General features: G+C 49.6%; 20 protein-coding genes and 2 riboswitches. Of the genes, 17 read left to right on the top strand and 3 right to left on the bottom strand.

The window, feature by feature from the left end; genetic code table 11:
* Positions 1-165: 165 nt before the first annotated feature.
* From DW826_RS00760 to DW826_RS00740, 5 genes are all read left to right on the top strand, one after another.
* Entirely contained in the window at positions 166-1,503 is a 1,338-nt protein-coding gene (locus tag DW826_RS00760; RefSeq protein ID WP_117469123.1) for a dicarboxylate/amino acid:cation symporter, read from the top strand.
* A gap of 259 nt (positions 1,504-1,762) precedes the next feature.
* The gene (locus DW826_RS00755; RefSeq protein WP_117551744.1) at positions 1,763-3,460 is read left to right on the top strand and encodes a LytS/YhcK type 5TM receptor domain-containing protein; all 1,698 of its coding nucleotides are present in this window, start codon (positions 1,763-1,765) and stop codon (positions 3,458-3,460) included.
* Between the two features lie 207 nt (positions 3,461-3,667).
* Positions 3,668-4,483, top strand: coding sequence for a LytTR family DNA-binding domain-containing protein (locus DW826_RS00750; protein WP_117551743.1), 816 nt, complete (start codon positions 3,668-3,670; stop codon positions 4,481-4,483).
* A 166-nt stretch (positions 4,484-4,649) separates the two neighbouring features.
* Complete coding sequence (locus DW826_RS00745) at positions 4,650-6,086, top strand: carbon starvation CstA family protein (RefSeq protein WP_015553217.1); 1,437 nt, start codon at positions 4,650-4,652, stop codon at positions 6,084-6,086.
* A gap of 139 nt (positions 6,087-6,225) precedes the next feature.
* Complete coding sequence (locus DW826_RS00740; RefSeq protein WP_117551742.1) at positions 6,226-7,236, top strand: ATPase P; 1,011 nt, start codon at positions 6,226-6,228, stop codon at positions 7,234-7,236.
* 259 nt (positions 7,237-7,495) lie between these two features.
* On the opposite strand, the gene DW826_RS00735 is transcribed toward DW826_RS00740, so the two are convergent.
* Positions 7,496-8,680: an iron-containing alcohol dehydrogenase gene (locus DW826_RS00735; protein ID WP_117551741.1), complete on the bottom strand. Its 1,185-nt coding sequence runs from the start codon at positions 8,678-8,680 to the stop codon at positions 7,496-7,498.
* Between the two features lie 202 nt (positions 8,681-8,882).
* Positions 8,883-8,997, top strand: a riboswitch (FMN riboswitch).
* A 310-nt stretch (positions 8,998-9,307) separates the two neighbouring features.
* Between DW826_RS00735 and ribD the strand changes: the two genes are divergently transcribed.
* From ribD to ribE (DW826_RS00710), 4 genes are all read left to right on the top strand, one after another.
* Positions 9,308-10,417 (top strand): bifunctional diaminohydroxyphosphoribosylaminopyrimidine deaminase/5-amino-6-(5-phosphoribosylamino)uracil reductase RibD, encoded by a 1,110-nt coding sequence (gene ribD / locus DW826_RS00725; RefSeq protein ID WP_117551739.1) that lies wholly within the window; start codon positions 9,308-9,310, stop codon positions 10,415-10,417.
* A gap of 22 nt (positions 10,418-10,439) precedes the next feature.
* Entirely contained in the window at positions 10,440-11,138 is a 699-nt protein-coding gene (ribE, locus tag DW826_RS00720) for a riboflavin synthase (RefSeq protein ID WP_117469129.1), read from the top strand.
* 127 nt (positions 11,139-11,265) lie between these two features.
* Positions 11,266-12,477 carry a bifunctional 3,4-dihydroxy-2-butanone-4-phosphate synthase/GTP cyclohydrolase II gene (locus DW826_RS00715; protein ID WP_117551738.1) on the top strand — a complete coding sequence of 404 codons (1,212 nt, stop codon included), beginning with the start codon at positions 11,266-11,268 and terminating at the stop codon, positions 12,475-12,477.
* 213 nt (positions 12,478-12,690) lie between these two features.
* Positions 12,691-13,164 (top strand): 6,7-dimethyl-8-ribityllumazine synthase, encoded by a 474-nt coding sequence (gene ribE, locus DW826_RS00710; protein ID WP_015553223.1) that lies wholly within the window; start codon positions 12,691-12,693, stop codon positions 13,162-13,164.
* 125 nt (positions 13,165-13,289) lie between these two features.
* Here the strand turns inward: ribE (DW826_RS00710) and DW826_RS00705 are convergent, their stop codons facing one another.
* Positions 13,290-13,715 carry a MarR family transcriptional regulator gene (locus DW826_RS00705; RefSeq protein WP_181967945.1) on the bottom strand — a complete coding sequence of 142 codons (426 nt, stop codon included), beginning with the start codon at positions 13,713-13,715 and terminating at the stop codon, positions 13,290-13,292.
* A gap of 72 nt (positions 13,716-13,787) precedes the next feature.
* Positions 13,788-15,119 carry an MATE family efflux transporter gene (locus DW826_RS00700; RefSeq protein ID WP_117551992.1) on the bottom strand — a complete coding sequence of 444 codons (1,332 nt, stop codon included), beginning with the start codon at positions 15,117-15,119 and terminating at the stop codon, positions 13,788-13,790.
* 414 nt (positions 15,120-15,533) lie between these two features.
* Here DW826_RS00700 and DW826_RS00695 point away from each other — a divergent pair, with 414 nt between their 5' ends.
* From DW826_RS00695 to metK, 8 genes are all read left to right on the top strand, one after another.
* Entirely contained in the window at positions 15,534-16,190 is a 657-nt protein-coding gene (locus tag DW826_RS00695) for an HD domain-containing protein (RefSeq protein WP_015553226.1), read from the top strand.
* Between the two features lie 184 nt (positions 16,191-16,374).
* Positions 16,375-18,069: an AAA family ATPase gene (locus DW826_RS00690; RefSeq protein WP_117551736.1), complete on the top strand. Its 1,695-nt coding sequence runs from the start codon at positions 16,375-16,377 to the stop codon at positions 18,067-18,069.
* A gap of 152 nt (positions 18,070-18,221) precedes the next feature.
* Entirely contained in the window at positions 18,222-18,866 is a 645-nt protein-coding gene (locus DW826_RS00685; RefSeq protein ID WP_015553227.1) for a chloramphenicol acetyltransferase, read from the top strand.
* 236 nt (positions 18,867-19,102) lie between these two features.
* On the top strand, positions 19,103-20,023 hold the full coding sequence (locus DW826_RS00680) for a sugar phosphate nucleotidyltransferase (protein ID WP_117469135.1): 921 nt from the start codon (positions 19,103-19,105) through the stop codon (positions 20,021-20,023).
* Positions 20,024-20,297: 274 nt separating this feature from the next.
* Complete coding sequence (locus DW826_RS00675; RefSeq protein ID WP_147327116.1) at positions 20,298-20,642, top strand: hypothetical protein; 345 nt, start codon at positions 20,298-20,300, stop codon at positions 20,640-20,642.
* 20 nt (positions 20,643-20,662) lie between these two features.
* Positions 20,663-23,140 (top strand): cadherin-like beta sandwich domain-containing protein, encoded by a 2,478-nt coding sequence (locus tag DW826_RS00670; protein WP_117551734.1) that lies wholly within the window; start codon positions 20,663-20,665, stop codon positions 23,138-23,140.
* Positions 23,141-23,261: 121 nt separating this feature from the next.
* Positions 23,262-24,554: a UDP-N-acetylglucosamine 1-carboxyvinyltransferase gene (locus DW826_RS00665; RefSeq protein ID WP_117503629.1), complete on the top strand. Its 1,293-nt coding sequence runs from the start codon at positions 23,262-23,264 to the stop codon at positions 24,552-24,554.
* 193 nt (positions 24,555-24,747) lie between these two features.
* Positions 24,748-24,865, top strand: a riboswitch (SAM riboswitch).
* A gap of 108 nt (positions 24,866-24,973) precedes the next feature.
* On the top strand, positions 24,974-26,161 hold the full coding sequence (metK, locus tag DW826_RS00660; RefSeq protein ID WP_015553232.1) for a methionine adenosyltransferase: 1,188 nt from the start codon (positions 24,974-24,976) through the stop codon (positions 26,159-26,161).
* The last annotated feature ends 327 nt before the right edge of the window (positions 26,162-26,488 follow it).

The raw sequence follows: 26,488 nt of genomic DNA, 5'->3' as shown, positions 1-26,488 counted from the left end.
TCTCCGGGATAGTTTGACAGGGATCGAGAAAAACCTGTCAGTGTTCCGGAGATTTTTATGCGGGCAATGAGTCTAAGCCTGTGTCTGCATATCGGGAATGTTTTGGAGAGCCGCCCCAAAGCTTATGTTTCCGGGTGTGTTGCGCGGTTAAAAAAGGAGGATTACATGGAGAAAAAGAAAAGTTCACTCGCTGTCAGAATGAGTATTTCCCTCGTCTGCGGTCTGGTAGCAGGTCTTCTGTTAATGTTCTTAAGAGAAAACCTCAACAGCACAGGCAAGGAAGCCGTATGGGCAACGATCAACAGCATCCTGTTCCAGGACATCACAGCTGCAGGCGCTGAAAAGGCACTCGGTATCTTCTATATTATCGGTCAGTTATTTATCCGTTCTTTACAGCTTGTCATCGTACCGATGGTATTCACATCCATCACACTTGCGATCGGACAGATTTCCGATACAAGAACTCTCGGCAGAATTTCCGTAAAAACGATCGCAGGTTTCCTGATCTGCTCTTTCTTCGCATTACTTATGGCGTGCGTAGTCGGAATCATGATCTACAATGCCGGTGTGTTCAATATTCAGGTGGAGGGTCTTGAAGGTTCTGCCGGATCTACCGGTTCCAACCCGTTAAATGTGATCCTTAACATTGTTCCGTCCAATATCACAGCGGTATTCAGTACAAACACTTCCGTTCTCGCGATCGTGTTCTTAGCGGTTTCCCTCGGTCTCTGCATGAAGGCAGTCGGCGACGAGAAGAGCGCAACATTAAAGAAGCTCATCACAGAAGTAAACGATATCGTTGTTGTATTCTTAAACTACGTTGTTACAAAGTTCGGTCCGTTCGCGATCTTCGTTCTCCTTGCAAGAACATTCGCGACATACGGAATCAACCACTTAAAACCGGCTCTGGCATACGTTGTCGTAACCGTTATCCTGCTTCTCTTATTCCTCTTCGTAGGATACCCGATCTTTGTAGCAGTTACAACAAAGCAGAATCCGGTGAAGTTTGCAAAGAAGATCTTCCGTGTAGCAGTATTCGGATTCTCCACTTCCTCCAGTGCGGCTGCTCTTCCGCTTAACGTGAAGACAACTACAGAGGAGCTCGGTGTTGATGAGAAGATCGCTTCCTTCGTACTTCCGCTCGGCATGACCATCAACATGAATGGTACCGCGATCATGCAGGTCGTTGCGACTCTGTTCATCGCAGGCTGCGCAGGATACGATGTAACCCTGTCCCAGCTCATCGTGATCGCTCTCTTAGCCCTGATCGCATCCGCCGGTACACCGGCAGCTCCGGGCGCAGGCGCGATCATCCTGTTCACAATCCTTTCTGGCCTTGGCTACATCAACGACGGTGCACTCTTAGCATACAGCCTGATCCTTGCGATCAACCGCCCGATCGAGATGTTAGTAACGGCGCTTAACGTTGTCGGTGACTCCGCAACCGCGATCTACGTTGCGAAATCCGAGGGAATGTTAAACGAGGATATCTACAATTCATAAGGAAAATACCGGCCTGGTTTACGGTCGGTGTGCAAAGCTCCGGAAGACCTGAGGGAAGAAGCCCAGGTCTTCCGGAGTTTTTTTATGTAACAGGAAATCCCGGGGAATTCCAAAGATGTGCACTCACGCGAAGATGTAGATTGTCGCAAGCGACCGCGCTTCACATTTTCTGAACAAATAAACAGAAAAATATGATATGATAAAAACATGTGAAAGAGGCAGACAAGAACATCCAGTCTGCGGGGACAGGGGGAGCTTTATGACAGGAACCATGTTTTTCAACATGCTTTTAAATATCGGACTGCTGGTGCTTCTGGCAACGCTGCTCACCAATATGGCATCGGTGCGGAAGCTGTTCCGGGGAGAGAATAGCACGATCGCCCAGAAGATGGCGCTGGCAGTGATCTTCGGCGCCATCAGCATCGTGTCGACCTACACAGGGACAAAGACCGGCGGGGCCATCGTCAATACCCGCGTCATCGGCGTCCTGACCGCGGGGATCATGGGAGGACCGTTTGTCGGAATGATGACGGCACTCATCGCCGGAGCCCACCGGTTCCTGTTTGATATCGGCGGCTTTACAGCAGCCTCCTGCGCGGTCTCAACGCTGGTGGAAGGCGTGCTGGGAAGTCTGGTCTATAAAAAGTACAAGACAGGAGAGATGGACAGCGTCGATCTGTTTTTCCTGACTGCAGAGGCGGAGATCCTGCAGATGGTGATCATTCTGATGATCTCGAAGCCTCTCGGCGCGGCCATGGAGCTTGTGGGAAAGATTGCCGTCCCGATGATTGTCATGAATTCTGTGGGAATGGTGCTCTTTTTCAAGACCTTTGATATGGTGTATATGCGCGAGGACAGTCTGTTTGCGGAGCGGATGCGTCTTTCCATGGGAATCGCGGACAAGAGTCTCGTCTATCTGAGAAAAGGTTTCGGAAAGCGGGAAAATATGGAAGCTGTGACCGATATCATTTTTGGTGAGATCCCATGTCAGGCGGTGATCATAACGGATGAAAAGGAAGTTCTGGCGGTGAGCTCCCTGATCGATGACAGCCGTTTCCGCCGGGAAAAGTTTCTGGAACATCTGACAGGACCGGCAAAAGGAATGAAAGCAGAATGTATCTGGGAGGAAGATCTCGATGAGGAGATACGGCCGCTGTTTCACTCCCTCGTGACGGTGACAGTTCCGGTCATGACCGGAGATGAGAAGATCGGAAGTCTGTCCATTGTCGTGAAAAAGAGACGCCGTGTGGAACGGAGCATCGGGGATTTTCTGGAGGAACTTGCGAAGATGTTTTCCACACAGTTAGGAGTCTACAATGTGGAATATCAGAAGAAATTGCGGAAAAAAGCGGAGTTTAAGGCGCTGCAGTCCCAGGTAAACCCGCATTTTCTCTACAACGCGCTGAATACGATCTCCTGTATCTGTGATGAGGACGCGGGAAAGGCCAGTGACCTGATCTTAACATTAGCGTCCTACTACCGTCAGACTCTGGAGAATGACCAGTACATGCTGGATATCGATACGGAGATCAATCATGTCCGGACGTATCTGGAGATCGAGGAGGCGAGATTTGAGGAAAAGCTCCGGGTGGAGATCAACGTGGAAGACGGTCTCTCCTGTCAGGTTCCGTCCTTTATCCTGCAGCCCATCGTGGAGAACGCTGTCCGGTATGGAAACAGCGCGGACGGGGTGCGCAGAGTAGAGATCTCGGCAAAACGGATGCAGAGCGGGACCGGGGAGGAGCTGGTGCGGATCGGGGTCAGGGACCATGGAAAAGGTTTTGAACCGGAAGAGGCAGAGAGGATCCTGACCGGAAACAAGACCGGCAGTGTGGGATTAAAAAATGTGAATGAACGTTTGAAGAGTACATACGGAAAGCGTTATGGGCTGGAGATCCGGAATACGGATGACGGGGCGGAGGTTTCGTTCTGTATTCCGTATCAGGCAGAGAGCTGACAGGAAAATACTGTGACCGGACGTAACTATTCAGTACCTTCATAGTTACGTGCAAAAATCCATTCCAGATCAGCTTCGCTGATGGGATTTTTGCCTTCCAGCCTATGTTTTCTTACGGTCAGCGCAGCAAGTGCGCAGACCTACTGAACAGTTACGACCGGACTATTTTATACATTGGGGAAACTATGAGAGACAGGGGGAGATGTTTTGAAGATCGCAGTGATCGATGATGAGAGACCGGCAAGAAAAATGCTGATCCGCAGGGTAAAGGAAGTGCTTCCGGCCTGTGAGATCACGGAAGCGGAGAGTGGAGCGGATGCCTTAAAGATGTTTAATGAGGCGGATTCGTTTGATCTGATCTTTGTGGATATGGAACTCGGGGACATGGAGGGGACGACGCTGGCAGCCACGGCAAAAAGACTATTTCCCGGGGCGAAGATCGTCTTCGCTACTGCCTATTCCCAGTATGCCGCGAAAGCGTACGAGATGGAGATCGATGATTATATTTTAAAACCGTTCGATCCGGAGCGGGTCCACCATGTTGTGAAAAAATGCATTGGGGAAGGAAAACTTGATCCTGCGTGGCAAATGGAGGAGCAGGAGGGAAAAACGGAACCGGCAGCAGCAGAAAAACAGGGAGCAGAGCAGGAAAACACAGGTATGGAAGAGAGGCGCGAAGCAGCGGTATTCGGCAAGATCCCTGTGACGGCCAGCCGCGGAATCCTGTTTCTGGAGATCGCCCAGATCGTGTATGCGGAGACCGACGGACACGGATGTGTGGTCCACACCACATCGAGATCCTATGAGGTCAACCAGCTTTTGGGAGAACTTGAGAAAAAGCTGGCGGACTTCGGATTCTTCCGGATCCATAAGAGTTATCTCATAAATCTGTCATTTATTTCGGAACTTTTTGCAGGCAGCGGAAACGGACTTTCCGTACATATGAAGGGGTATGAGAGCCGGGAACTCCCGGTGGGAAGAGAAAAACTGAAAACATTAAAACAGCTGCTGAAGATCAGCTGACAGAAAGAGAAGCTGCGGCACTCCGTTCATGGCGAAAGGAGTGCCGTTTGTGCAGATAACCATGCTGTTCATGCAGGCCATCTTTAAATATTGTGCAAAATATACTATAATATATTTGCTTAAAGAAAAAGAACTAAGCATAATGTATATTCAAGGAGGGATTTGTATGATTAGTTTTCTCGTCTGTCTGGCACTTTTAATCGGAGGTTACTTTGTCTACGGCAACCTCGTAAATAACATTTTCAGTCCGGATGACAGAGAGACACCGGCAGTCAGAATCAACGATGGTGTCGACTACGTAGTCATGCCCCAATGGAAACTCTTTCTGATCCAGCTTCTGAATATCGCTGGTCTGGGCCCGATCTTCGGAGCCATGCAGGGTGCATTGTGGGGACCGATCGTATTTCTGTGGATCACCTTCGGTACGATCTTTGCCGGCGGTGTTCATGACTTCTTCTCCGGCATGATGTCCGAGAGAAATGATGGTGCTTCGATCTCAGAGGTATGCGGAATCTACCTCGGCGGCCTGATGCAGAACGTGATGCGTGTATTCAGTGTTGTACTTCTTGTCATGGTCGGTACTGTTTTCGCAGTTGGTCCGGCCGGTCTGATCGTAACCCTGTTCAGCAACGGCGGAGCACAGGGCCTTGTCGTAAACAAAGAGATGTGGCTCTGGATCATTCTGGCTTACTACTTTATCGCAACCTTTATATCTATCGACAAGATCATCGGTAAGATCTATCCGATCTTTGGTATCTGCCTGATTATCATGGCACTCGGTGTTGCTTTTGGTATCTTCACAAAACCGGAATATGTGATCCCGGAGATCTGGAGCAATTTCAGAAACATGCATCCGAGCGGAACACCGGTATGGAGCTTCATGTTCATCACCGTTGCCTGCGGCGCGATCTCCGGTTTCCACGCAACACAGTCACCTCTTATGGCGCGTTGTATGAAATCTGAGAAACAGGGTCATTTCGTATTCTACGGCGCAATGGTATGCGAAGGTATTATCGCCCTGATCTGGGCAGCAGCAGGATGCTCTCTCTACGAAGTGACAGGTGGTTTAAACACAGGTCTCGCAGAGATCATGAAGAACGGTCAGTCCGCAGCCATCTATGATGTCTGCCAGAAGACCATGGGCGGTGTTGGCATTGCTCTTGCTATGTTAGGTGTTATCGCCTGCCCGATCACTTCCGGTGATACAGCATTCAGAAGCGCACGTTTAACACTTGCTGACTGGTTCAAGGTTGACCAGAAGAACTGGAAGAACCGTCTGCTTCTCTGCGTACCGTTACTTGGAATCGGCGCTATCGTTGGACATATGGATTACAGCATCGTATGGAGATACTTCAGCTGGACAAACCAGACATTGGCTATGATCGTTCTCTGGACAGCAAGCATGTACCTCTACAAGGCAAAGAAGAACTACTGGCTCACAGCAGTTCCGGCAACCTTCATGAGCGCTGTTTCTATGACATATTTCTTCTGTGCAAAAGAGTGCTTAAACCTCGGTACTGCAGTTGCGTACCCGGTAGGTATCGTACTTGCGGTCGTATTCCTTGGAATCTTCATCCGCGCAACGAAGAAACAGACAGCATAATGTAAGATTATAATGACACGAAAGACAGGCTGCAAAGCTGGGAGTGTCTGACTGCAGATGATGCAGAAAGTATAAGCTGCCCCGGTGAAAGGCTGAGGGCAGCTTATACTGGTTATTCAGTATTTGGGAGGCGAGAGTTATGTTCTTAAAACCGGCAAAACTTGGAGAAAAAGAGATTCCGGAGAGTATTCTTTCAGAGGACAAAAAGCACTGTAAGAAGATCGGTCCCTGCGGAATCGGAAAAGAGGCTCTGTACCTCAACAGCTTTTATCTGGAGCGGCGCTTCTACATCCCGGTATCTTCCGTCTCCCGTGTCTTTAAGCGCGTGGCGATGAGCAAAGGCGGATTTACCGGAAAAGGCCTGTTTGCCACCATGCCGTACCTGGTGGTTGTCTATGAGGACGGTAAGGAAAAACAGTGCAACTTTAAATATGAGGATCAGGTGGACGCTTTCGTGGCATCCGTGAAGGAACGGTTCCCGCAGATAAAGACCGTGAGTGAAGCGGCGGAAAAGCGCCTTGCGGAAGCTGAAAAAAAGCAGGCGGAGAAACGTCTCATTCCTCTCTCAGAGCAGGCGAAGGAGACGGTAAATGTTCTGGAGCAGGCAAAAGCAGCCCTCACGAAGCGTCTGTCCCTGTTCACAGAGCTCACCAATGCGGCAAAGAAAAAGAGAACGTATGAGAAGACAAAGCCGTTTTACAAATGGCTTGCCTTATTCATGGTAGTCATGGGGGCGGCGGCGCTTGCATACGGCGTATTCTCCTTTATGAACCATGATGCGTTTGCCGTATACTTTGTCCTCTTTGGAATGGCGGCGATCTTTCTGTTCTCTGGAGCGAATGTCATGCCGACGAGTACGAATAATCGGAAAGCCATCGAAAAACGTCTTGCAGCGGCGGAAAAAGCCGTTACGGGGTATGTGGACAGCCTCCATCTCGGACTTCCGGTTCCGGCCTGTTACCTTCATCCGGTGACTGTAGAGCGGATGCAGCGTGCTGTCCGTGAGGGGCGTGCCGAGTCTGTGGAGGACGCGTTTGACGTTGTAAAAAATGATTTGAAAAAGATCAACGCAGATGTATCCGTTACCCAGGAGGAATTCGATGAGATCATGGCGATCAAGCCGGTCTTTCTGGTCAGAGATTACGTGTAGATGAAAAAATTGACTGCCGTATCAGTAGGCTTATGCTGGACGGCAGTCTTATTTTATGTAACAGGAAATTCCGAGGAATTCCAAAGATGTGCACTCACGCGAAGATGTAGATTGTCGCAAGCGACCGCGCGAGGCGCGAGAATGTGCCAAGGCACGTTTTTTTATAAAAAACAAGGATTCATGGTATTATATGAAAACCGGGATGCTGCGCAGATAGGCGGCATCCCGGTTTTCTTCATGCGATTTTGATAGATTTCTGCTATTTTCCTGCAGCCATCTGATAGATCTTAAGCATATCTTCCGCTTCCAGCTTCTTCGCGGATCCCTTCGGGCCGCCTGCAGCGATTCTCGCGTTTTTCGCCATAGTCTCAAGCTGTTCTTCCGTCGGATCGATGCCGAGTTCCTTTAAGTTTGTCGGCATACTGATGGCACGGTAGAAGTCTTCCATGGCCTCGATCCCCTTTAAACCCGTCGCCATATCATCTTTTCCAGGCTCAACACCCATGACATTCACTGCGAATTTCGCAAAACGCGGAGTGCAGTTATCGATCACATATCTCGCCCAGCTGCCCCAGATCGCCGCAAGGCCCGCACCGTGGGCAACGTCGAACATTCCGCCGATCTCATGCTCTAAGAGGTGGGAGGCGAAGTCTCCGCCGTCGTTTCCGCAGCCGGTGAGGCCGTTGTGGGAGAGACTTCCGGACCACATCACCTCGGCTCTCGCGTCATAGTTGTCTGGATCGTCCACAAGGATCTTCGCGTTCGTGATCACGGTGCGCATAAGACCTTCCGCAATGGCATCGGTGATCTCCATATTTCCGCCGTTTGTGAAATAGCGCTCCATGGTATGCATCAGAATATCGGTGCAGCCGCAGGCTGTCTGGTATGGCGGGAGAGTCATTGTGATCTCCGGATTCATGACAGCGAATACAGGGCGGGAGATATCATTGTTGTAGCCGCGTTTTTCCAGTGTTTCATCGTTTGTGATAACAGAGCTGTTGCTCATCTCACTTCCGGAAGCCGCGATGGTCAGAACAACGCCGATCGGAAGGCATGCGGATGCCTGACGGGTGTGCTCATAGAAATCCCAGACATCACCGTCGTTCGCGAGACCGTAACCGATGGCTTTCGCGGAGTCGATGACACTGCCGCCGCCGACAGCGAGAAGAAAATCAACGCCCTCCTTTCTGCAGAGCCCGATCCCCTCACGGACTAAGGAAAGACGTGGGTTTGGGACAACACCGCCAAGCTCCACATAGGTGACTCCGGACGCGTCCAGGGACTCTTTGATCCGTCCGAGAAGACCGGAGCGGATCACGCTGCCGCTTCCGTAGTGGAGCAGGACTTTTTTACAGTTTACATTTTTTACAAGCTTTCCGATCCGGTATTCGGTTTCTTTTCCGAATACGACGCGGGTCGGGGTATAGAAATTAAAGTTGAACATCGAATTTCCTCCTTATGCTGCGAAAATAGACAGTGCTTAATATATCAAGTATACCAGGAAATCAGGTACCATGCAAGAATTTTGAGCAAAGGGATCCTCTGTGAAAATTCCTATCGAAAATACTTTACAAATACGGAGAACGGGAGTATATTGTAAACAACCGCTGATGGAAATGACGGTCAGCGAAAGGGACAATTCAATAATAAGTCTTCAGGGCAGGGTGCAAGTCCCTACCGGCGGTAAAGCCCGCGAGCCGAGAGGTATGATCCGGTGAGATTCCGGGGCCGACAGTATAGTCTGGATGAAAGAAGAATTTCAGGTTTGTTTGTGATATGCGGAAGCGATCCGGTGCTCGAAAAAGAGGACGGGATTGAGAAATTCCGGATCACGGAAGATCGGATCAGTAGCTCTGGAATAGGAAACTGTTTCAGGGCTTTTTTGTGTAACAGGAGATTGATCCGGGAAAGCTGTGAATTGCAGAAAAGTTATATTTCCGAATGAAACAACGGACCGAATATGAAAAAACCTGTAGGCATCTGCTTTACAGGGATTTTTTTAACAGAAAATTCCTATGGAATTTTCTGATTGCGCCTGTAAGGCAGGTTTGCGGAAAGAGGAGTGAAAAAGATGACGGACCGGGATTATATGCTGCGGGCCATTGAGCTTGCAAAGGGGGGACTTGGCTGGACGAGCCCGAATCCCCTTGTGGGAGCTGTGATCGTGAAAGACGGAAGGATCATAGGGGAAGGTTATCATGAGCGGTGCGGAGAACTCCACGCGGAGCGAAACGCCATTGCATCGCTCACGGAAAGTGCGGAAGGCGCGACACTTTATGTGACGTTGGAGCCGTGCTGCCATTACGGAAAGACACCGCCCTGCACGGAGGCGATCCTCGAGCAGAAGATTGCAAGAGTTGTGATCGGTTCAAGAGATCCGAATCCCCTGGTATCAGGAAAAGGAGCGGCGATCTTAAGAGCAGCGGGAGTCCGGGTGGAAGAGGACTTTATGCGGGAGGAATGCGATGCGTTAAATCCGGTATTCTTTCATTATATCACAAAGAAAACCCCCTATGTGGTCATGAAATACGCCATGACGGCGGACGGAAAGATCGCTGCGCGGACCGGCGACTCCAAGTGGATCACAGGAGAAAGCGCAAGGAAAAAGGTGCAGGAGCTGCGCCACCAGTATATGGGGATCATGGCTGGGATCGGCACGGTCCTGGCAGACGATCCGATGTTAAACGTCCGGATCCCCGGGCTGAAGAGTCCGGTGCGGATCATCTGCGACAGTGGGCTCAGGATCCCAATGGATTCACAGATCGTGAAGACGGCAAAGGAGTACCGGACCATCGTAGCGTATGCGGGGGAGCATTCCTGGGAAGGCTGTAAAGAAGCGGAAGAGAAAGAGGAACAGCTTCACACGGCCGGCGTGGAGACCGTGTCGGTCCCGGACGCAGACGGGCGTGTGGATCTTAGAAAGCTCATGGAATATCTTGGAAAACAGGGCATCGACAGCGTGCTTTTAGAGGGCGGCGGTACCTTAAATGACGCGGCGCTGTCAGCCGGGATCGTAAACGAGATCTGCGCGTTTATCGCCCCGAAGATCTTCGGCGGTGCCGGTGCGAAGACTCCGGTTTCCGGGATCGGTGTGGCGCATCCGGCGGAAGCTGTGAAGCTGACGTTGAGACAGATGGAGACGATCGGGGATGATCTGATGCTCAGATATTCAGTAGATTGAAAATGGGAAAGGAAGTAAGGGCATGTTTACAGGGATCGTAGAAGAACTCGGACAGGTGAAGGCACTTTCCCTGCGCGGAAATTCCGGTACGCTGACGGTAAAAGCGAAAAAAGTCCTGGAAGGAACAAAGATCGGTGACAGCATCGCAGTCAATGGTGTCTGCCTTACGGTCACAAATATGAAAAATAACGAGTTTTCCGCCGACGTGATGGCGGAAACTGTGAGGAGAAGCAGCCTCGGAGCACTGCAGGACGGAAGTTATGTAAATCTTGAGCGGGCCATGGCGGCGGACGGCCGGTTCGGCGGTCATATCGTTTCCGGTCACATTGACGGAACCGGGCAGATCGAATCGATGAGACGGGAAGAGAATGCAGTTTGGGTCACAATCGCATGTGCGGATAAGATCCTGGATCTGATCGTGGAAAAAGGGTCGATCTGCATCGACGGGATCAGCCTCACGGTGGCGGCGGTGACAAAGAGGAACTTTTCGGTGTCGGTAATCCCGCATACCGGCGAGGAGACAACGCTTTTGAAGAAAAAAGCAGGAGATCCGGTCAATCTGGAAAACGACATTGTGGGGAAATATATTCAGAAATTTGTGGATATCGGAAGAAATTCCGGTGCGGACAGGGGAAAAATGCCTGACGGTGAAAATGCCGCAGGAAATGTGAAGGGAAACTCGGGGCTCAGCATGGAGTTTCTTCAGAAATATGGATTTTAAAACATAGGCTGGAAGGCAAAAATCCCATCAGCGAAGCTGATCTGGAATGGATTTCTGCGTGTAACTATGAAGGCACTGAATAGTTACAAAAAACTTTTAATAAAGGACTCTGGAAAGGCAGGAAAATATGAACGAGCAATACAACACAATCGAAGAAGCGATCGAAGATCTGCGGGCGGGAAAGATCATTCTCGTGACAGATGACCCGGACCGGGAGAATGAGGGAGATATGATCTGCGCGGCAGAGTTCGCGACACAGGCAAATATCAATTTCATGGCAAGCCACGCAAAGGGACTGATCTGTACGCCGATGAGCGCGGCAGTGGCAGAGCGGCTGGGACTTCCGCAGATGGTATCCGAGAACACGGATAACCACTGCACGGCATTCACGGTCTCCATTGACCATGTGGACACGACAACAGGAATTTCCGCGGCGGAGCGCTCTTACACGATGATGAAATGCGTGGACCCGGCGACAAAGCCCCAGGATCTCAGAAGACCGGGACACGTATTCCCGCTTGTAGCAAGACGGGGCGGAGTGCTCGTGAGAAACGGCCATACCGAGGCAACTGTGGACCTCATGCGTCTGGCGGGACTTTCCGAGTGCGGCGTGTGCTGTGAGATCATGGAGGAAGACGGAACCATGATGCGGACCACGAACCTGTGGAAGCTGGCGAAAGAGTACGGACTGAAATTCATCACGATCAAGGAGCTGCAGGATTACTGCCGTGTCCATGAAAAACATGTGGTGCAGGAGGCCTGCGCGGACATGCCGACCCAGTACGGACACTTTAAGATCTACGGCTATGTGAATGATATTACCGGCGAGCACCATGTGGCTCTTGTGAAAGGTGATATCGGGGACGGCGAGGATGTGCTCTGCCGCGTGCATTCCGAGTGTCTGACCGGAGATGTGTTCGGTTCCATGCGCTGTGACTGCGGAAAACAGCTCCAGACCGCGATGCGCCAGGTGGAGGCGGAAGGCCGTGGCATCATCCTCTACATGCGCCAGGAAGGCCGCGGCATCGGTCTGATCAATAAACTGAAGACGTATATGCTTCAGGAGCAGGGCTTTGACACGGTGGAGGCCAATATCAAGCTTGGTTTTGCTCCGGATCTCAGGGAATACTGGATCGGGGCACAGATCTTAAGGGATCTCGGCGTGAAGTCCTTAAGACTTCTCACGAACAATCCGGAGAAGATCTACGGACTTTCCGGCTTCGGACTTGAGATCCATGAGCGCGTGCCGATCGAGATCGATCCGCAGCAGTACGACAGCTTCTACCTGAAGACGAAGCAGGACAAGATGGGACATATCTTTACAAAAATTAAAGTGTGATAGGATGGAACGTCCATTGATGAAAGGCCTGTACACCGGCGGCATGCATCCCGCACGGACGGAAGTGCTGAGATGATTACAGCCGCGCAGGCGGCACAGATCTACGGGCATGCATCCCGCACGGATGGAAGTGATGGGCAATTGGAAATAGAATTTTGCATGTAATTATGAAGACTTCTGAATAGCAGTAAGCATAAGAAAAGGAGAAACATCATGAAAGAGATTAAAGTATTAGAAGGAAAAGTTGTAGCACCGGAAGGCATGAAAGTGGGGATCGTAGCTTCCCGTTTCAACGAGATCATTGTAAATAAGCTCTTAGGCGGAGCGGTTGACGGACTTGTCCGCCACGGTGTAGAGGAAGAAAATATCACGGCAGCCTGGGTTCCGGGAGCGTTCGAGATCCCGGTTGCGGCATCTGCCATGGCAAAGTCCGGCAAGTATGACGCGATCATCTGTGTCGGCGCTGTGATCCGCGGTGATACCACACACTATGATTATGTGTGCAGTGAAGTTTCCAAGGGAATCGCTCAGGTGGGACTGGCAGAGAAGATGCCGGTACTCTTCGGCGTCCTGACAACAGAGAACATCGAGCAGGCCATCGCCCGTGCCGGAAGCAAAGGCGGAAATAAAGGATATGACTGTGCACTTTCCGCGATCGAGATGGTAAATCTTATGAGACAGTTCTAATTTCAGATCATATAGACGTAAAAGATCAGCGCCTGAAAACATTTTTCAGAGGCGCTGATTTTTGCGTAATAGGGATTCCTCGGAATTTCCTATTACACAAAAGGCACATTCTGCTTTAGCAGAGCTTATAAGGTTTTCGTCTCCTCCATGAATTTAGCCGCGAAATCCCGGTTCAGTTTCATGAAGAGCTGCTGCTCCTCGGGAGACCAGCTCTCAAAAATCGCATTTTCGATGGCGATCAGGCGATGGGCGGTATTTTTCATGAGTTCCTCTCCTTTTTCCGTGAGAAAAACGCGGGTGTTCCTCCCGGTTCCGGGTTTCAGGTACAGATAACCGGCCTGTTCCATCCTGCGTACCGCGGAGTTGATCGTGGATTTTGTGGTGCCGGTCTCTTTGTAAAAAATACTTTGATTGCAGCCGGAGCCGTGTCCGTTGAGGGAGTAGAGAATATCAAGCTCGCTGTCCGTGAGACCGAGCTTTAATGCAGCGTCATGGTAGGCACTGTCGACCTGACTGAGCAGGTTGTAGAATTCTTTAAATGCAGAGTACATGGCAGATCTCCTGAAAATATAAGCGTATGGGGGCAGTGCAGGGCTTTGCATCCGCCGGCCCGGACTGTCAGTCTATGTGTATCCGTACTTCTTTGCCTTCCGGATCAGGAAGAAGAGCGACAGGCATACCGCCATAAATTCCGCCGCGATGATGGAATACCAGATCCCGGAGACACCGAGGAAAAACGGCAGGATGATCACAGCCCCTGTTTCAAAGATCATGGTACGGCAGAAGGAGATCACAGCGGAGACGAAGCCGTCGTTGAGTGCCGTAAAGAAGGACGATGCGTAGATGCTGAAGCCCATGAACAGGAAAGAGATCGAGTATGATCGGAATGCATGGACCGTCATGTCTAAGAGGTTCGTGTTATAGCGGACGAAAATTCCCGCAAGAAACGGGGCACCCGCTTCTGCCACGATCGTCAGGATGATCTGGAAGGTCAGGATCAGCCGGAAGCTTTTTCCGAGCAGATTCTTTAACTCGCTCTTATTTCCTGCACCGCAGTGATAGCCCACGATCGGGGCACTTCCCATAGAGTAGCCGATAAAGAGCGCCGCGAAGATAAAGCTCACATACATGATGACGCCGTATACGGCAACACCGTCGGAACCGGAAAGGCGCATGAGCTGCCAGTTGTAGAGCATGTTTACGATGGACATGGAGATGTTCGTCATAAACTCGGAAGCGCCGTTTGTACAGGACTTCAACAGGGCACTAAAGTCCATATGGGTCCTTCCGAGGCGGAGTCGGCTCCTGTTTGGAAAGATAAAGTAGAGCAGGGGGATCAGTCCGCCGATGGACTGACTGATCGCTGTTGCGGCGGCAGCTCCCACAACGCCGAGACGCAGAACAGCGATAAAATAAGCATCGAGGATCATATTTGTAAGTCCTGACGCGATGGTGATCAGGAGTCCGAGCTGCGGGCGTTCCGCAACAACTAAAAAGCTCTGGAATACATTCTGCAGCATAAAGGGGATCAGAGCCAGCAGGATGATCCGGCCGTAACGGACGCAGTAGGGGAGGAGTATCTCATCAGCGCCTAAGAGTTTTGCCATCGGGGCTAAAAGGATCTCGCCGCCTACCGTAAAGAGGAAGCCCACCGCGATCAGAACGTAGACGAGGAGGGAAAAGATCTCCTTTGCCTTTTTTTCATTCCCGGTTCCAAAGGTCAGAGCCACCAGGGCACTGCCGCCGCTGCCGGTCATAAAGCCGATGGCACCGAGGATCATGAGAAACGGCATAATGATATTGATGGAGGCGAAGGCCTCGGAACCCACAAAGTTCGAGACGAAAACACCGTCCACAACACCGTAGATGGACGTTAAAATCATCATGACGATAGACGGAAACGTGAACCGCAGGAGTTTTTTATAGGTAAAGTGGTCGGAAAGTGAAATATTCATTGTGTACCCTTTCAGTTTTTTACTGTGTCTGCCCGAGGGAAAATTCATGTGTTTCCTATCGACAGTTTTGCAGCTGTTGATGTACGAAATCGTACGTAGAATCATAGTACGATTTCGTACATATGTCAAGAAGAACTTTGCAGTTGCTGTTCGCGCCTTGCACAAACAGTAACTGATTTTGCCGATGCTTCGCATTCCAAATCGGCAAAATCCACTACTACCACTGTATTGTACGGGATTTTCAGTTTAGAAAATTCCTACTCGTGTACAGCAACACTTTACACAGATTTTACATTCTTTTACCGGAGCGTGATTGTTCGTTTCTTTTTTCTGCTATATGATATAGAAGTGAAAATGAGAGAAAAAAGAAAGAGCAGTCACGAGCTGGGTCGACTGCGGCAGAGGAAAAAGAATATGACATATAAGGAAATCAAGAAAAACGCGGAAGTTTTAGCTTACCTGAAAAAAGGAAACGACAATCTGGGGACTATGGGATTTACAGATCATTCGGACGCGCACTGCGCGATGGTTGCGGAGCGGGCAGCAATGATCTTAAAGAAATTCGGTTACTCAGATCACGATATCGAGCTGGTGAAGATCGCCGGTTTCATGCATGATATGGGAAATGCGATCAACCGGCATGCCCATGCGGAGTATGGTGCCCTTCTGGCATCCCAGATCCTGGAAAAGACGGATCTTCCGATCACAGACCGCGCGATCATCGTCTCCGCGATCGGAAACCATGATGAGTCAACGGGCGGAGCCGTAGATCCGATCTCCGCGGCGCTTATCATCGCCGACAAGACGGATGTACGCAGAAATCGCGTCCGCCAGAAGGAGATGGCCTCCTTTGATATCCACGACCGTGTAAACTATGCGGTTACAGAGGCAAAATTAAAGGTAAACGAGGAAAAGAAAGTGATCACCCTGAACCTGAAGATCGACGAAAACATCTGCTCCATGCTGGAGTACTTCGAGATCTTCTTACAGAGGATGCTCATGTGCCGCCGCGCGTGTGAAATGCTCGGAGCGAAATTCAAGATGACAGCGAACGGAAGTAAGATCGTATAAAATAAAATATGGAATATGCATCAGAGACACTCTTGGAACAGACCGTAATCGGCCTGTACTGAGAGTGCTTTTTTGTAACAGGAAATTCCGGCAGAATACGAGTGGAGTGAAATGATTCAACTTGCATGTGCAAATGCCAGATGGTAAAATGAAGAAAACAGCACAGGGAAAGGAGGAGATACATATGACAGAGCTTTTGAAACTTCCGGTAGGAATCGAAAATTTCGAAGAAATAAGAAGAGATAATTTCTATTATGTAGATAAAACAAAATTGATCGAACAGCTTTTGAGCCAGTGGGGAAAGGCTAACCTATTTACACGCCCGCGGCGTTTCGGAAAGTCACTGAATATGAGTATGCTCCGCAGCTTCTTTGAAATTGGGGCGGACCCTGAACTTTTCCGGGGATTGTATATTTCGCAGAAGTCAGCACTATGTGAAAAATATATGGGTCAGTTTCCTGTGATCTCCATCAGCCTGAAAGGTGTAAATGCCAGTGATTTTTCAGGTGCCTGCAGCAGCCTTGTAAAAATCATGAATGCAGAGACGAGGCGGGCATTTATTTCCCTGGATAGTCAGAAACTCAGTGATGTTGACAAAAAGCTGTTTGAAGAATTAATGGACCGCGGTATGACGCAGGATACACTTGTATACAGTTTAAAGGAACTTTCGGAATTGCTCGAACGAAGCTATGGCAGAAAAGTCATTGTCCTTATTGATGAGTATGATGTTCCGTTGGCAAAGGCAAATGAGAATGGATATTATGACGAGATGGCATTGCTGATTCGGAACTTATTTGAGAATGTTCTGAAAACAAATGATAGTTTGAAATTTGCGGTCCTGACTGGGTGTCTGCGTGTCGCCAAGGAGAGTATATTTACAGGACTTAATAATTTTAAGATATTTCCAATCACAAAAGTTGCATTTGATGAATATTTCGGTTTTACAGACGATGAAGTGAGAGATATGCTTCACTATTACGAATTGGATTCGGATTATGAAACAGTAAAGAACTGGTATGATGGATACCGATTCGGAAAAGCGGATGTTTATTGTCCGTGGGATGTGATCAATTATTGCAGTGACCATATTGAAGATCCATATCTTCCGCCTCAGAATTATTGGCTGAATACAAGCGGAAATGAAATGATCTACCACTTTATTGATGGACTGGAAGATCAGACGGGAGTAACGAAAGAAGAACTGGAACTTCTTGTCAATGGTGGTTCGGTTCAAAAAAATATTAATCAGGAACTTACCTATAAGGAATTGTATTCATCTATGGACAATCTCTGGAGTACTTTGTTTATGACAGGGTATTTAACGCAGAGAGGGGAACCGGTTGGAAACCGATATGATCTGGCAATTCCAAATCAGGAGATCCGCAACATCATCACAGAACATATTTTGCAAATGTTCCAGAAAAATGTAAAGAACGATGGAACGATGGCCGATTCATTCTGCAGCGCATTGGAAGCGGGAAATGCAGAACAGGTAGAAGCTCTATTTACAGAATATATGAGACAGACGATCAGTATCAGAGACACTTTTGTACAGCACTCGCGGAAAGAAAACTTTTATCAGGGAATCCTGCTTGGAATTCTGAGTTATAAGAGTGACTGGATCGTCAGATCCAACCGGGAGTCAGGGGACGGATTCAGTGATATTACGATCCGGATCTCAAATTCTGGCACAGGAATTGTTATTGAAGTGAAATATGCGGAAGCAGGCCATGAGAAAGAAATGGTTCAAAAAGCGTTAAAGCAGATACAGGATAAAGACTATGGATATGAGTTTCGACAGGAAGGGATGAAAAGAATCCTGTATTATGGAGTCGTATGCAATAAAAAAACATGCATGGCAGAAGTACTGGAAAGGTAAGAATTGTATAAAATGTAAAAGGATCTTGCAGGCAGCAGAATGTTTGGTATTAGGAGTTAAATATTCGTTGTAAACGCAAGATTCTGTTTTTATATAAGTTAATTACCAGTTTTATAGAAAAGAAAATCCGGGTACTTTTAAAGGAGATTCATATGAAATTTACACCGATCGACCGAACCACCTGGGAGAGAAACTCCCATTATGATTATTATACAAACCTGTTAAAATGCGGCTACAGTGTGACTGTGTCCTTAGATATCACGAAGCTGCACCAGCAGGTAAAAGAAAAAGGACTGAAGTTTTATCCTGCCTTTGTCTACTGTGTCTCAAAACAGATCGCAGTGACAAAAGAATTCCGCATGGGACGGGACAAGGAAGGAAATCCGGGATACTACGATATCCTTCATCCGAATTATACGATCTTCCATGAGGATGACCATACCTTCTCCGATGTCTGGACCGGATACACGGAAGACTTTAAAACCTTCTATAAAAATATGAGAGATGACATGGAGACCTACAAAGACGTAAAAGCCGTAAAGGCAAAACCGGGACAGCCACAGAACTTTTACTGTATCTCCATGGTGCCGTGGTTAAACTTTACTGGTTATTCCGCCTACACAGAGAGCGGAACCCCGATGCTGTTTCCAATTATTACCTGCGGTAAGTTCACAGAGCATGACGGGATACTTACAATGCCATTCTGCGTCAACATCGCCCACGCAGCCGCTGACGGATATCACACATCCATGTTTATCAACGAACTTCAGAAACTGATCGACATGATCGAACTTTAAAGCGCAGCTTTCAAGCTTCCTGCCACACAGAAAAAGCTGTTTTACGGAATCCGGTATTACAAAGAAGAAGTTCGCAGATTATGAATAAAAATTCGAGAATATATAAGTAAAATAACAGTTACGATTTTCTTAAAAAACGCGGGGAAGCACTTGTCTGATTGAAAACCCACGGGGTTTGTGTTATGATGTCTTCAAGTGAGTGTGAGAAGAATCATCAGATAAAGGAGGACTGTTACATGAAAAAGACATCTCTTGTCATCATGGCAGCAGGAATTGGAAGCCGTTTTGGCGGCGGGATCAAGCAGCTTGCCCCGGTTGGACCGAGCGGTGAGATCATTATGGACTATTCGATCCATGACGCCCTGGAAGCAGGATTTGATAAAATTATCTTTATTATAAGAAAAGATTTGGAAAAGGATTTCAAGGAGATCATCGGAAACCGTATCGCGAGGATCGCTCCGGTAGAGTATGCGTACCAGGAGATGGACGATCTCCCAGAGGGATTTTCTGTTCCGGAAGGAAGAAAGAAGCCGTGGGGAACCGGTCAGGCGATCCTTGCGGCGAGAAATTTAATTAAGGAGCCGTTCCTTGTCATCAATGCAGATGACTATTACGGAAAAGAAGGTTTCAGGATCGTCCATGATTACATGGTAAATGAGATGGATGATACGAAGGACACCTTCGATATGTGTATGGCAGGATTTATCCTCTCCAACACCTTAAGCGAAAACGGTCCTGTAACCCGCGGCGTGTGCACTGTGGACAATAATGGATACCTCTCCAAGGTCACAGAGACATATGATGTATATAAGGCCGAGGACGGCATGCACGCGGCAGACCACGACGGGAATCCGGTTATCGTGTCAGAAGATCAGCATGTCTCCATGAACATGTTCGGTCTCCCGGCATCCTTCGTAAAGGAACTGGAAAAGGGATTCCCGGAGTTCCTTTCTAATGTGAAAGAGGGAGATCTGAAGGCGGAGTATCTTCTTCCGGCAGTGATCGACGAGTGCATCCACAGTGGAAAAGGAACTGTCCGTGTGCTTGAGACAAAGGATAAATGGTTTGGAGTTACTTATAAGGAAGACAAACCGGCAGTTGTCGCATCAATCCAGAAGCTGGTAGATGCAGGCGTTTACCCGAAGAAACTGTTCTAAGAGCATTGCGCTGAGAGGATGTACGTTTACAATATTGTCTGCAAACAGATAAGAACAGCCTGATCAGCCGATCATGGTACGATCATAGTAAAGTGAAATGGTAGCTTTCCCGCTCTTTTTGCATATGATAATCCTGTATAGGGATCAGCAAAGGAGCGGGAACGTTTTTATGGAGAAGATTTACCGGGGATATCCCCTGGAAGTAAAAAAGGGTTACGGAATTTTTAACCCAGAAAGGACCTGTTCGTCCGAAGGGCCAAAGAAAGTCCCCTGGATGCTTTACCGTAGAGAGGAGCAGAGCGGAAAAACGGAGCTGACCGGAAATGAATCCCGGTCAGAGATAGATTATCTTCGAGGTCTCTATCCGGCATCGGCAAAGCAGAACCAGATCCTGGCGGAGGAGGCATGCGATCTTCTGGAATACCCTGGAAGTCCCATGTATGACGAATACCCGGACCGGGAATTCTTATACCGGGAGCTTTCAAAAGTGAGACAGCGCCATCCGGAGGAGACCGCAGGTGGTAAAGGAGGACAGGATCTTTTACAGGTACTGTTTATAAATGAGATCTATAGGAGACGGATCTTAAACAGAATGGAAAATCAGAGCAGTGACAGATAGACAGAGCGAGGAACAGTAAGATGAAGACCGGTAAGAAAGTCATGATCCTGCTGCTTATTTTTGTGGCGGCAGTGATCGTTTATTTTATACACCCAGTTGGGAAGAAAGAAGAGCATGGAATCACGGAGTACACGGCGATGGAGAAAGCGAAATTTCCGGTACTCTATGCGACGATGGGAGAGCGGGAGATGGCGCCGGTGTTCGGCCAGACGGAGGAGCGCGGTGTGACCGCAGACCGCGGCAGCCTGATCGTACTTCCGGAAGACCGGAAACTCAAGGTACGGTTTGCCGGTACGACAAAGATCCAGGGACTGCGCTATGAGATCCGCAGCCTCGACACAGAAGATCTGATCGAGCGCACCCAGGTCACATCTCTTGATGCAGCCATAAATGGAGACAGCGAAAATGCCGTAAGTGCAGAGCTTCTGATCCAGAATCTTCTTGAGACAGGAAAAGAGTATCTTCTCGGCGTCTGCGCGAGTCTTCCCGACGGATCCGAGGCCTGGTATTACATGCGGATCGTGGAGCAGGACCAGGGCCATGTGAACGAGATGCTGGCACTGGCGGAGGAGTTTTCCTCAAAGACATACAAGTACAGCGATGCCCAGAGCCTGGCCATGTATATGGAGACATCCCCCAGCGCAAACAGTTCGGCACTGGGAACTGTGACGTTAAAAGACACTTTCACCCAGCTCACATGGGGTTCTCTGGGCGTGGAGCGGACCGGTGAGGCGTACACGAAATTAAAGGAACTGTCCGGAAATCTCGCCAATGTGGAGATCACGACTCATGTGACGGCGAAGGATGGCGAGAAGACGGAAACCTACGAGGTGACAGAAAACTTTACAATGAAGTGGGCATCCCAGCGGATCTACATGATGGATTACGAGAGGACCATGACGGAGCTCTTCACAGGAGATTCCGATCTGTTCTCTGGAAAACGGATCATTCTGGGAATCGGAAACGGTGACGGAGTCCATGCCGTAAAGAGTGCTGGGGGCCAGTACACAGCGTTTGTGACAGGCCGGGAGCTGTGGGCATACGACAGTGGCGAGAATGTTGGAGCCAGAGTGTTCGCCTTCGGCGGCGCGGCATCCGACGATATCCGTGACAACGTGCCGGAACATGGCGTCGAGATCCTTTCTGTGGATGAGGACGGCGGAATCGATTTTATCGTCTACGGAAGAATGAACCGCGGAACCCATGAGGGCAGCACGGGAATCGCCTACTATCACTATGCGATGGACCAGAATGCCCTGGAGGAGAAATTTTTTATTCCATCCACGGAACCTTTTGAGGAGCTGAAGGACGATCTCTCCGTCCTCGCACACCGCGGAACGAACGGAATCTTCTATTTCTATATGGACCATGGAATCTACGGGATCGATCTGAAGAGCCTGGAGTATGTGGCGCTTGCTTCCGGTCTCACAAAGGCCCAGTTTGCGGTCAGCGCGGATCACTCCCGGGCGGCATGGCAGGAAAATACAGGAATCTGGGATTCCCAGACGATCCAGATCATGGATCTCGACACCGGGGACAAGACCCAGCTCGGCGGACAGGCGGGGTCCGTATCAAGAATTTTCGGCTTTGTCGGAAATGACTGCATCTACGGAACCGGAGACAGCGGGGATTACCTGATGTCCAACGGCCGTGTAATGGGAGTCTATTTAAAGAGCATCGATATCGTGGACAGGGAGATGAAGTCCGTGATGCACTATGAGAAGCCAGGTTCCTGGATCCGCGAGGTGTCTGTGAATGACAGCCGGATCCATATGAAGACTGTGACAAGCAAGGACGGATTCTTCGGGACATATTCCGCGGACACGCTGGTCTGCAACGCGGAGATCCTTCCGGGAAAGGCCGACGATATCGGCTGGTACGCGTCGGATCAGAAAGGACAGGTCCTGTTTGTCCAGCTCGACAGGGATATCGAGACGGCAAAGAAGATCCGCCAGGCATCCCCGAAGCTTGCGGAGAGCAGAGAGACTGTAAAGCCGATCGCGACAGCAGCCTGCAGGGAAACAGAGTTTTACGCCTACGGACGGGGCAGATTCCTCGGACGGTTTGTGGAGTTCTCGGACGCGGCGGAGACGGCGTACAACAGTATGGGATTCGTGACAGCGGGACGTGACCGGATCATCTGGGTGCGCGGAAACAGGGCGAGCGCTTCCTATATCAGGGATATCACATCGGCGTCAAGGCTGATGGAGCGCTACCTCGATTCCTTTGAGATAAACCAGACGATGGAGGATGGAACCTTCCTTCTGGACGCCTCCGGCAGCACGATCATCCAGGTGTTATACTTTGTGGGACAGAACATTCCGGTGTTAGCCTACACTGGAGAGGGAACGTCCATGTACCTGACCGGCTATGACCAGACACATGTCCGTGTGTATCATCCAGAGAGCGGGGCAACAGAAGTGCTATCCATGGAGACGGCGAACCAGATGCTTGGGGCAGCGGGGTATGATTTCATATGCTGCGTGCCAACCCTATAGGTTTCGTTCCTTAAGAAAAACTTTACATTTTTCCCAGATATGTTATAATCATAACGAAAACAAGCTGGGACGAATGCGGGATAGCTCTGTCCCTTTTTAGATATATAGATAGAGGTGCGTAATGGAACAGTACATCATGAAGGGCGGAAATCCGCTTGTAGGAGAAGTAACTATAAGCGGCGCAAAAAATGCGGCTCTGGGAATTTTAGCGGCGGCGATCATGACCGATGATGACGTTGTGATCGATAATCTCCCGGATGTCAGCGATATCAATGCTCTTTTAGAGGCAATCAGCCATCTTGGAGCGAAGGTTGAGCGTATTGACCGCCATACTGTAAAGATCAATGCGGAAAATATTCACGCGGTGACCGTGGAAGATGAGCATATGAGAAAAATCCGCGCGTCATATTATTTTATCGGCGCGCTTCTTGGAAAATATAAGAGTGCGGAGGTTCCGCTTCCCGGCGGATGTACGATCGGAAGCCGTCCGATCGACCAGCACTTAAAGGGATTCCGTGCACTGGGATCTGATGTGAAGATCGTCCGCGGTGCTGTTGTGGCCCACGCGATCGATCTTGTGGCAAGTCATATCTATCTGGATGTGGTTTCTGTCGGCGCTACCATCAATATCATGATGGCCGCAACGATGGCGGAAGGCGAGACGATCCTTGAGAACGTGGCAAAAGAGCCGCATGTTGTTGATGTCGCAAACTTCTTAAACAGTATGGGCGCAAACATTAAAGGCGCAGGTACGGATGTGATCCGTATCAAAGGTGTAAGACGTCTTCACGGAACAAACTATTCGATCATCCCGGATCAGATCGAGGCCGGAACATTTATGTGTGCCGCAGCGATCACCCGCGGTGATATTACCGTAAAAAATGTGATCCCGAAGCATCTGGAGGCGATCTCCGCAAAGCTCACCGAGATGGGCTGTGAGGTCGTTGAGTTCGACGAGGAGATCCGCGTAGTCGGAAAACCGAGACAGCGTCACATGAACTTTAAGACACTCCCGTATCCGGGCTTCCCGACCGATATGCAGCCTCAGATGACGGTGGCACTTGCCCTGGCAGATGGAACAAGCGTGGTGACGGAGAGCATCTTCGAGAATCGCTTCAAATATGTGGATGAGCTTTCCCGCATGGGAGCAAACATCAAAGTGGAAGGCAGCGTTGCCATCGTCGACGGTGTCGGAAACTTCACAGGTGCCCAGGTCGTAGCACCGGACCTCCGCGCAGGCGCAGCCCTTGTCCTTGCGGGACTGGCCGCTGACGGCTACACCACTGTCGATGAGATTGGCTATGTAGAGCGCGGATACGAGAACTTCGAGGAAAAACTCCGCTCCCTCGGCGCAGTGATCGAGCGTGTGGATTCCGAGAAGGAAGCACAGAAATTCAGACTGAGAGTCGGCTGATAAGAATTCGAACCACCAAGCTTCTTGTTTTCATGAATATGAAAACAAGAAGATGTAATGGCTGAACTGTAACGGATTTTCGAGTTTTTTTGTGATTGCCGCTTGACATTCCCGTATGAATCGTATAAGATACCATCCGTAGGTCATTTTTCAGGTGGCTTACGGAACAATAAATTTAAAAAGTTCGCAATATCCCTTATTCAGAGTGATGGAGGTACATAGGACCGGTGAAGTCACGGCAACCCCTGTTAATCGCGTTTGCGAGAGGGCAGGAAGGTGCCAACCTGAGCGAGTAAATCGAGCAATAAGAGGATTTGACCAGTGTAAAGTCGTCAAGTCCGCTTAGCATTGAGCGGACTTTTGTTTTGCCGTAACTGCGGGTGCAGGTGCGGCCTGCCTATAACTTGAAAGGAGTTACAATGGAAAAGAGATTATTTACTTCCGAGTCCGTAACTGAAGGACATCCGGACAAAATGTGCGACGCGATCTCCGACGCGATCCTCGACGCGTTAATGGAACAGGATCCGATGAGCCGTGTTGCATGTGAGACATGCACAACAACAGGTCTTGTTATGGTAATGGGCGAGATCACAACAAAGGCATATGTGGATATCCAGAAGATCGTCCGCGAGACCGTCCGTGAGATCGGCTATGACCGTGCAAAATATGGTTTCGACTGTGATACCTGCGGTGTTCTCACTGCAATCGACGAGCAGTCCAGCGATATCGCTATGGGTGTTGACAAGGCGCTTGAAGCGAAAGAGAACAACATGACAGACGATGAGCTGGATGCGATCGGTGCTGGTGATCAGGGTATGATGTTCGGTTTCGCTACAAACGAGACCCCGGAGTACATGCCGTATCCGATCGCTCTTGCGCATAAGCTTGCAAGACGTCTCACCGAGGTCAGAAAGAACGGAACTCTTCCGTACCTGAGACCGGACGGAAAGACTCAGGTTACAGTTGAGTACGATGAGAACGGAAAGCCGTTCCGCCTTGACGCAGTCGTTCTCTCCACACAGCATGATGAGAATGTGACTCAGGAGCAGATCCATGAGGACATCAAGAAATATGTATTTGATGAGATCCTTCCGCAGGAGATGGTAGACGCAGATACAAAGTTCTTCATCAACCCGACCGGACGCTTCGTGATCGGTGGACCGCATGGAGACAGCGGACTGACCGGAAGAAAGATCATCGTTGACACCTACGGCGGGTATGCCCGTCACGGCGGCGGAGCTTTCTCGGGAAAGGACTGCACAAAGGTAGACCGTTCCGCAGCATACGCAGCGCGTTACGTTGCAAAGAACATCGTAGCGGCAGGCCTTGCTGACCAGTGCGAGATCCAGCTCTCCTACGCGATTGGTGTGGCCCATCCGACCTCCATCATGGTTGAGACAGAGGGAACCGGAAAGGTATCCGACGAGAAGTTAGTCGAGATCATCCGTGAGAACTTCGATCTCCGCCCGGCAGGGATCATCAAGATGCTTGATCTCCGCCGTCCGATCTACAAGCAGACCGCAGCATACGGTCACTTCGGAAGAACAGATATCGATCTTCCGTGGGAGAAGCTTGACAAGGTTGAGGATTTAAAGAAGTATCTGTAATAGAGAAAAAGAATAGAACGATCATGAATGTTCAGGGACAGAAATGATCGAAAAGCTGCGGCGCAGTTTCCGGAAAGGTCAGGAAACTGCGCCGCTTTTTTATGTAACAGGAAATTCCGAGGAATTCCCTGTTACATAAAAAGGCACTGACGTGCCAAAAATGCGCACTCGCGCGAAGATGTAGACTGTCGCAAGCGACCGCGCGAGGCGCGAGAATGTGCCAAGGCACATTCTTTTTTAGAATACTTTTATAAATTACCCACAAGAGTTGTGTTATACTTATCATATGCTGTTGGGGTCAAAGGATCCTTTGCCCCATCGGATACC

It is taken from the genome of Clostridium sp. AM34-11AC (genome assembly GCF_003435375.1).
GTDB classification, from domain to species: Bacteria; Bacillota; Clostridia; order Lachnospirales; family Lachnospiraceae; genus Pilosibacter; species Pilosibacter fragilis.
The sequence above is the reverse complement of the archived record's forward strand: the minus strand, read 5'-3'. Positions and strand labels throughout refer to the sequence as shown.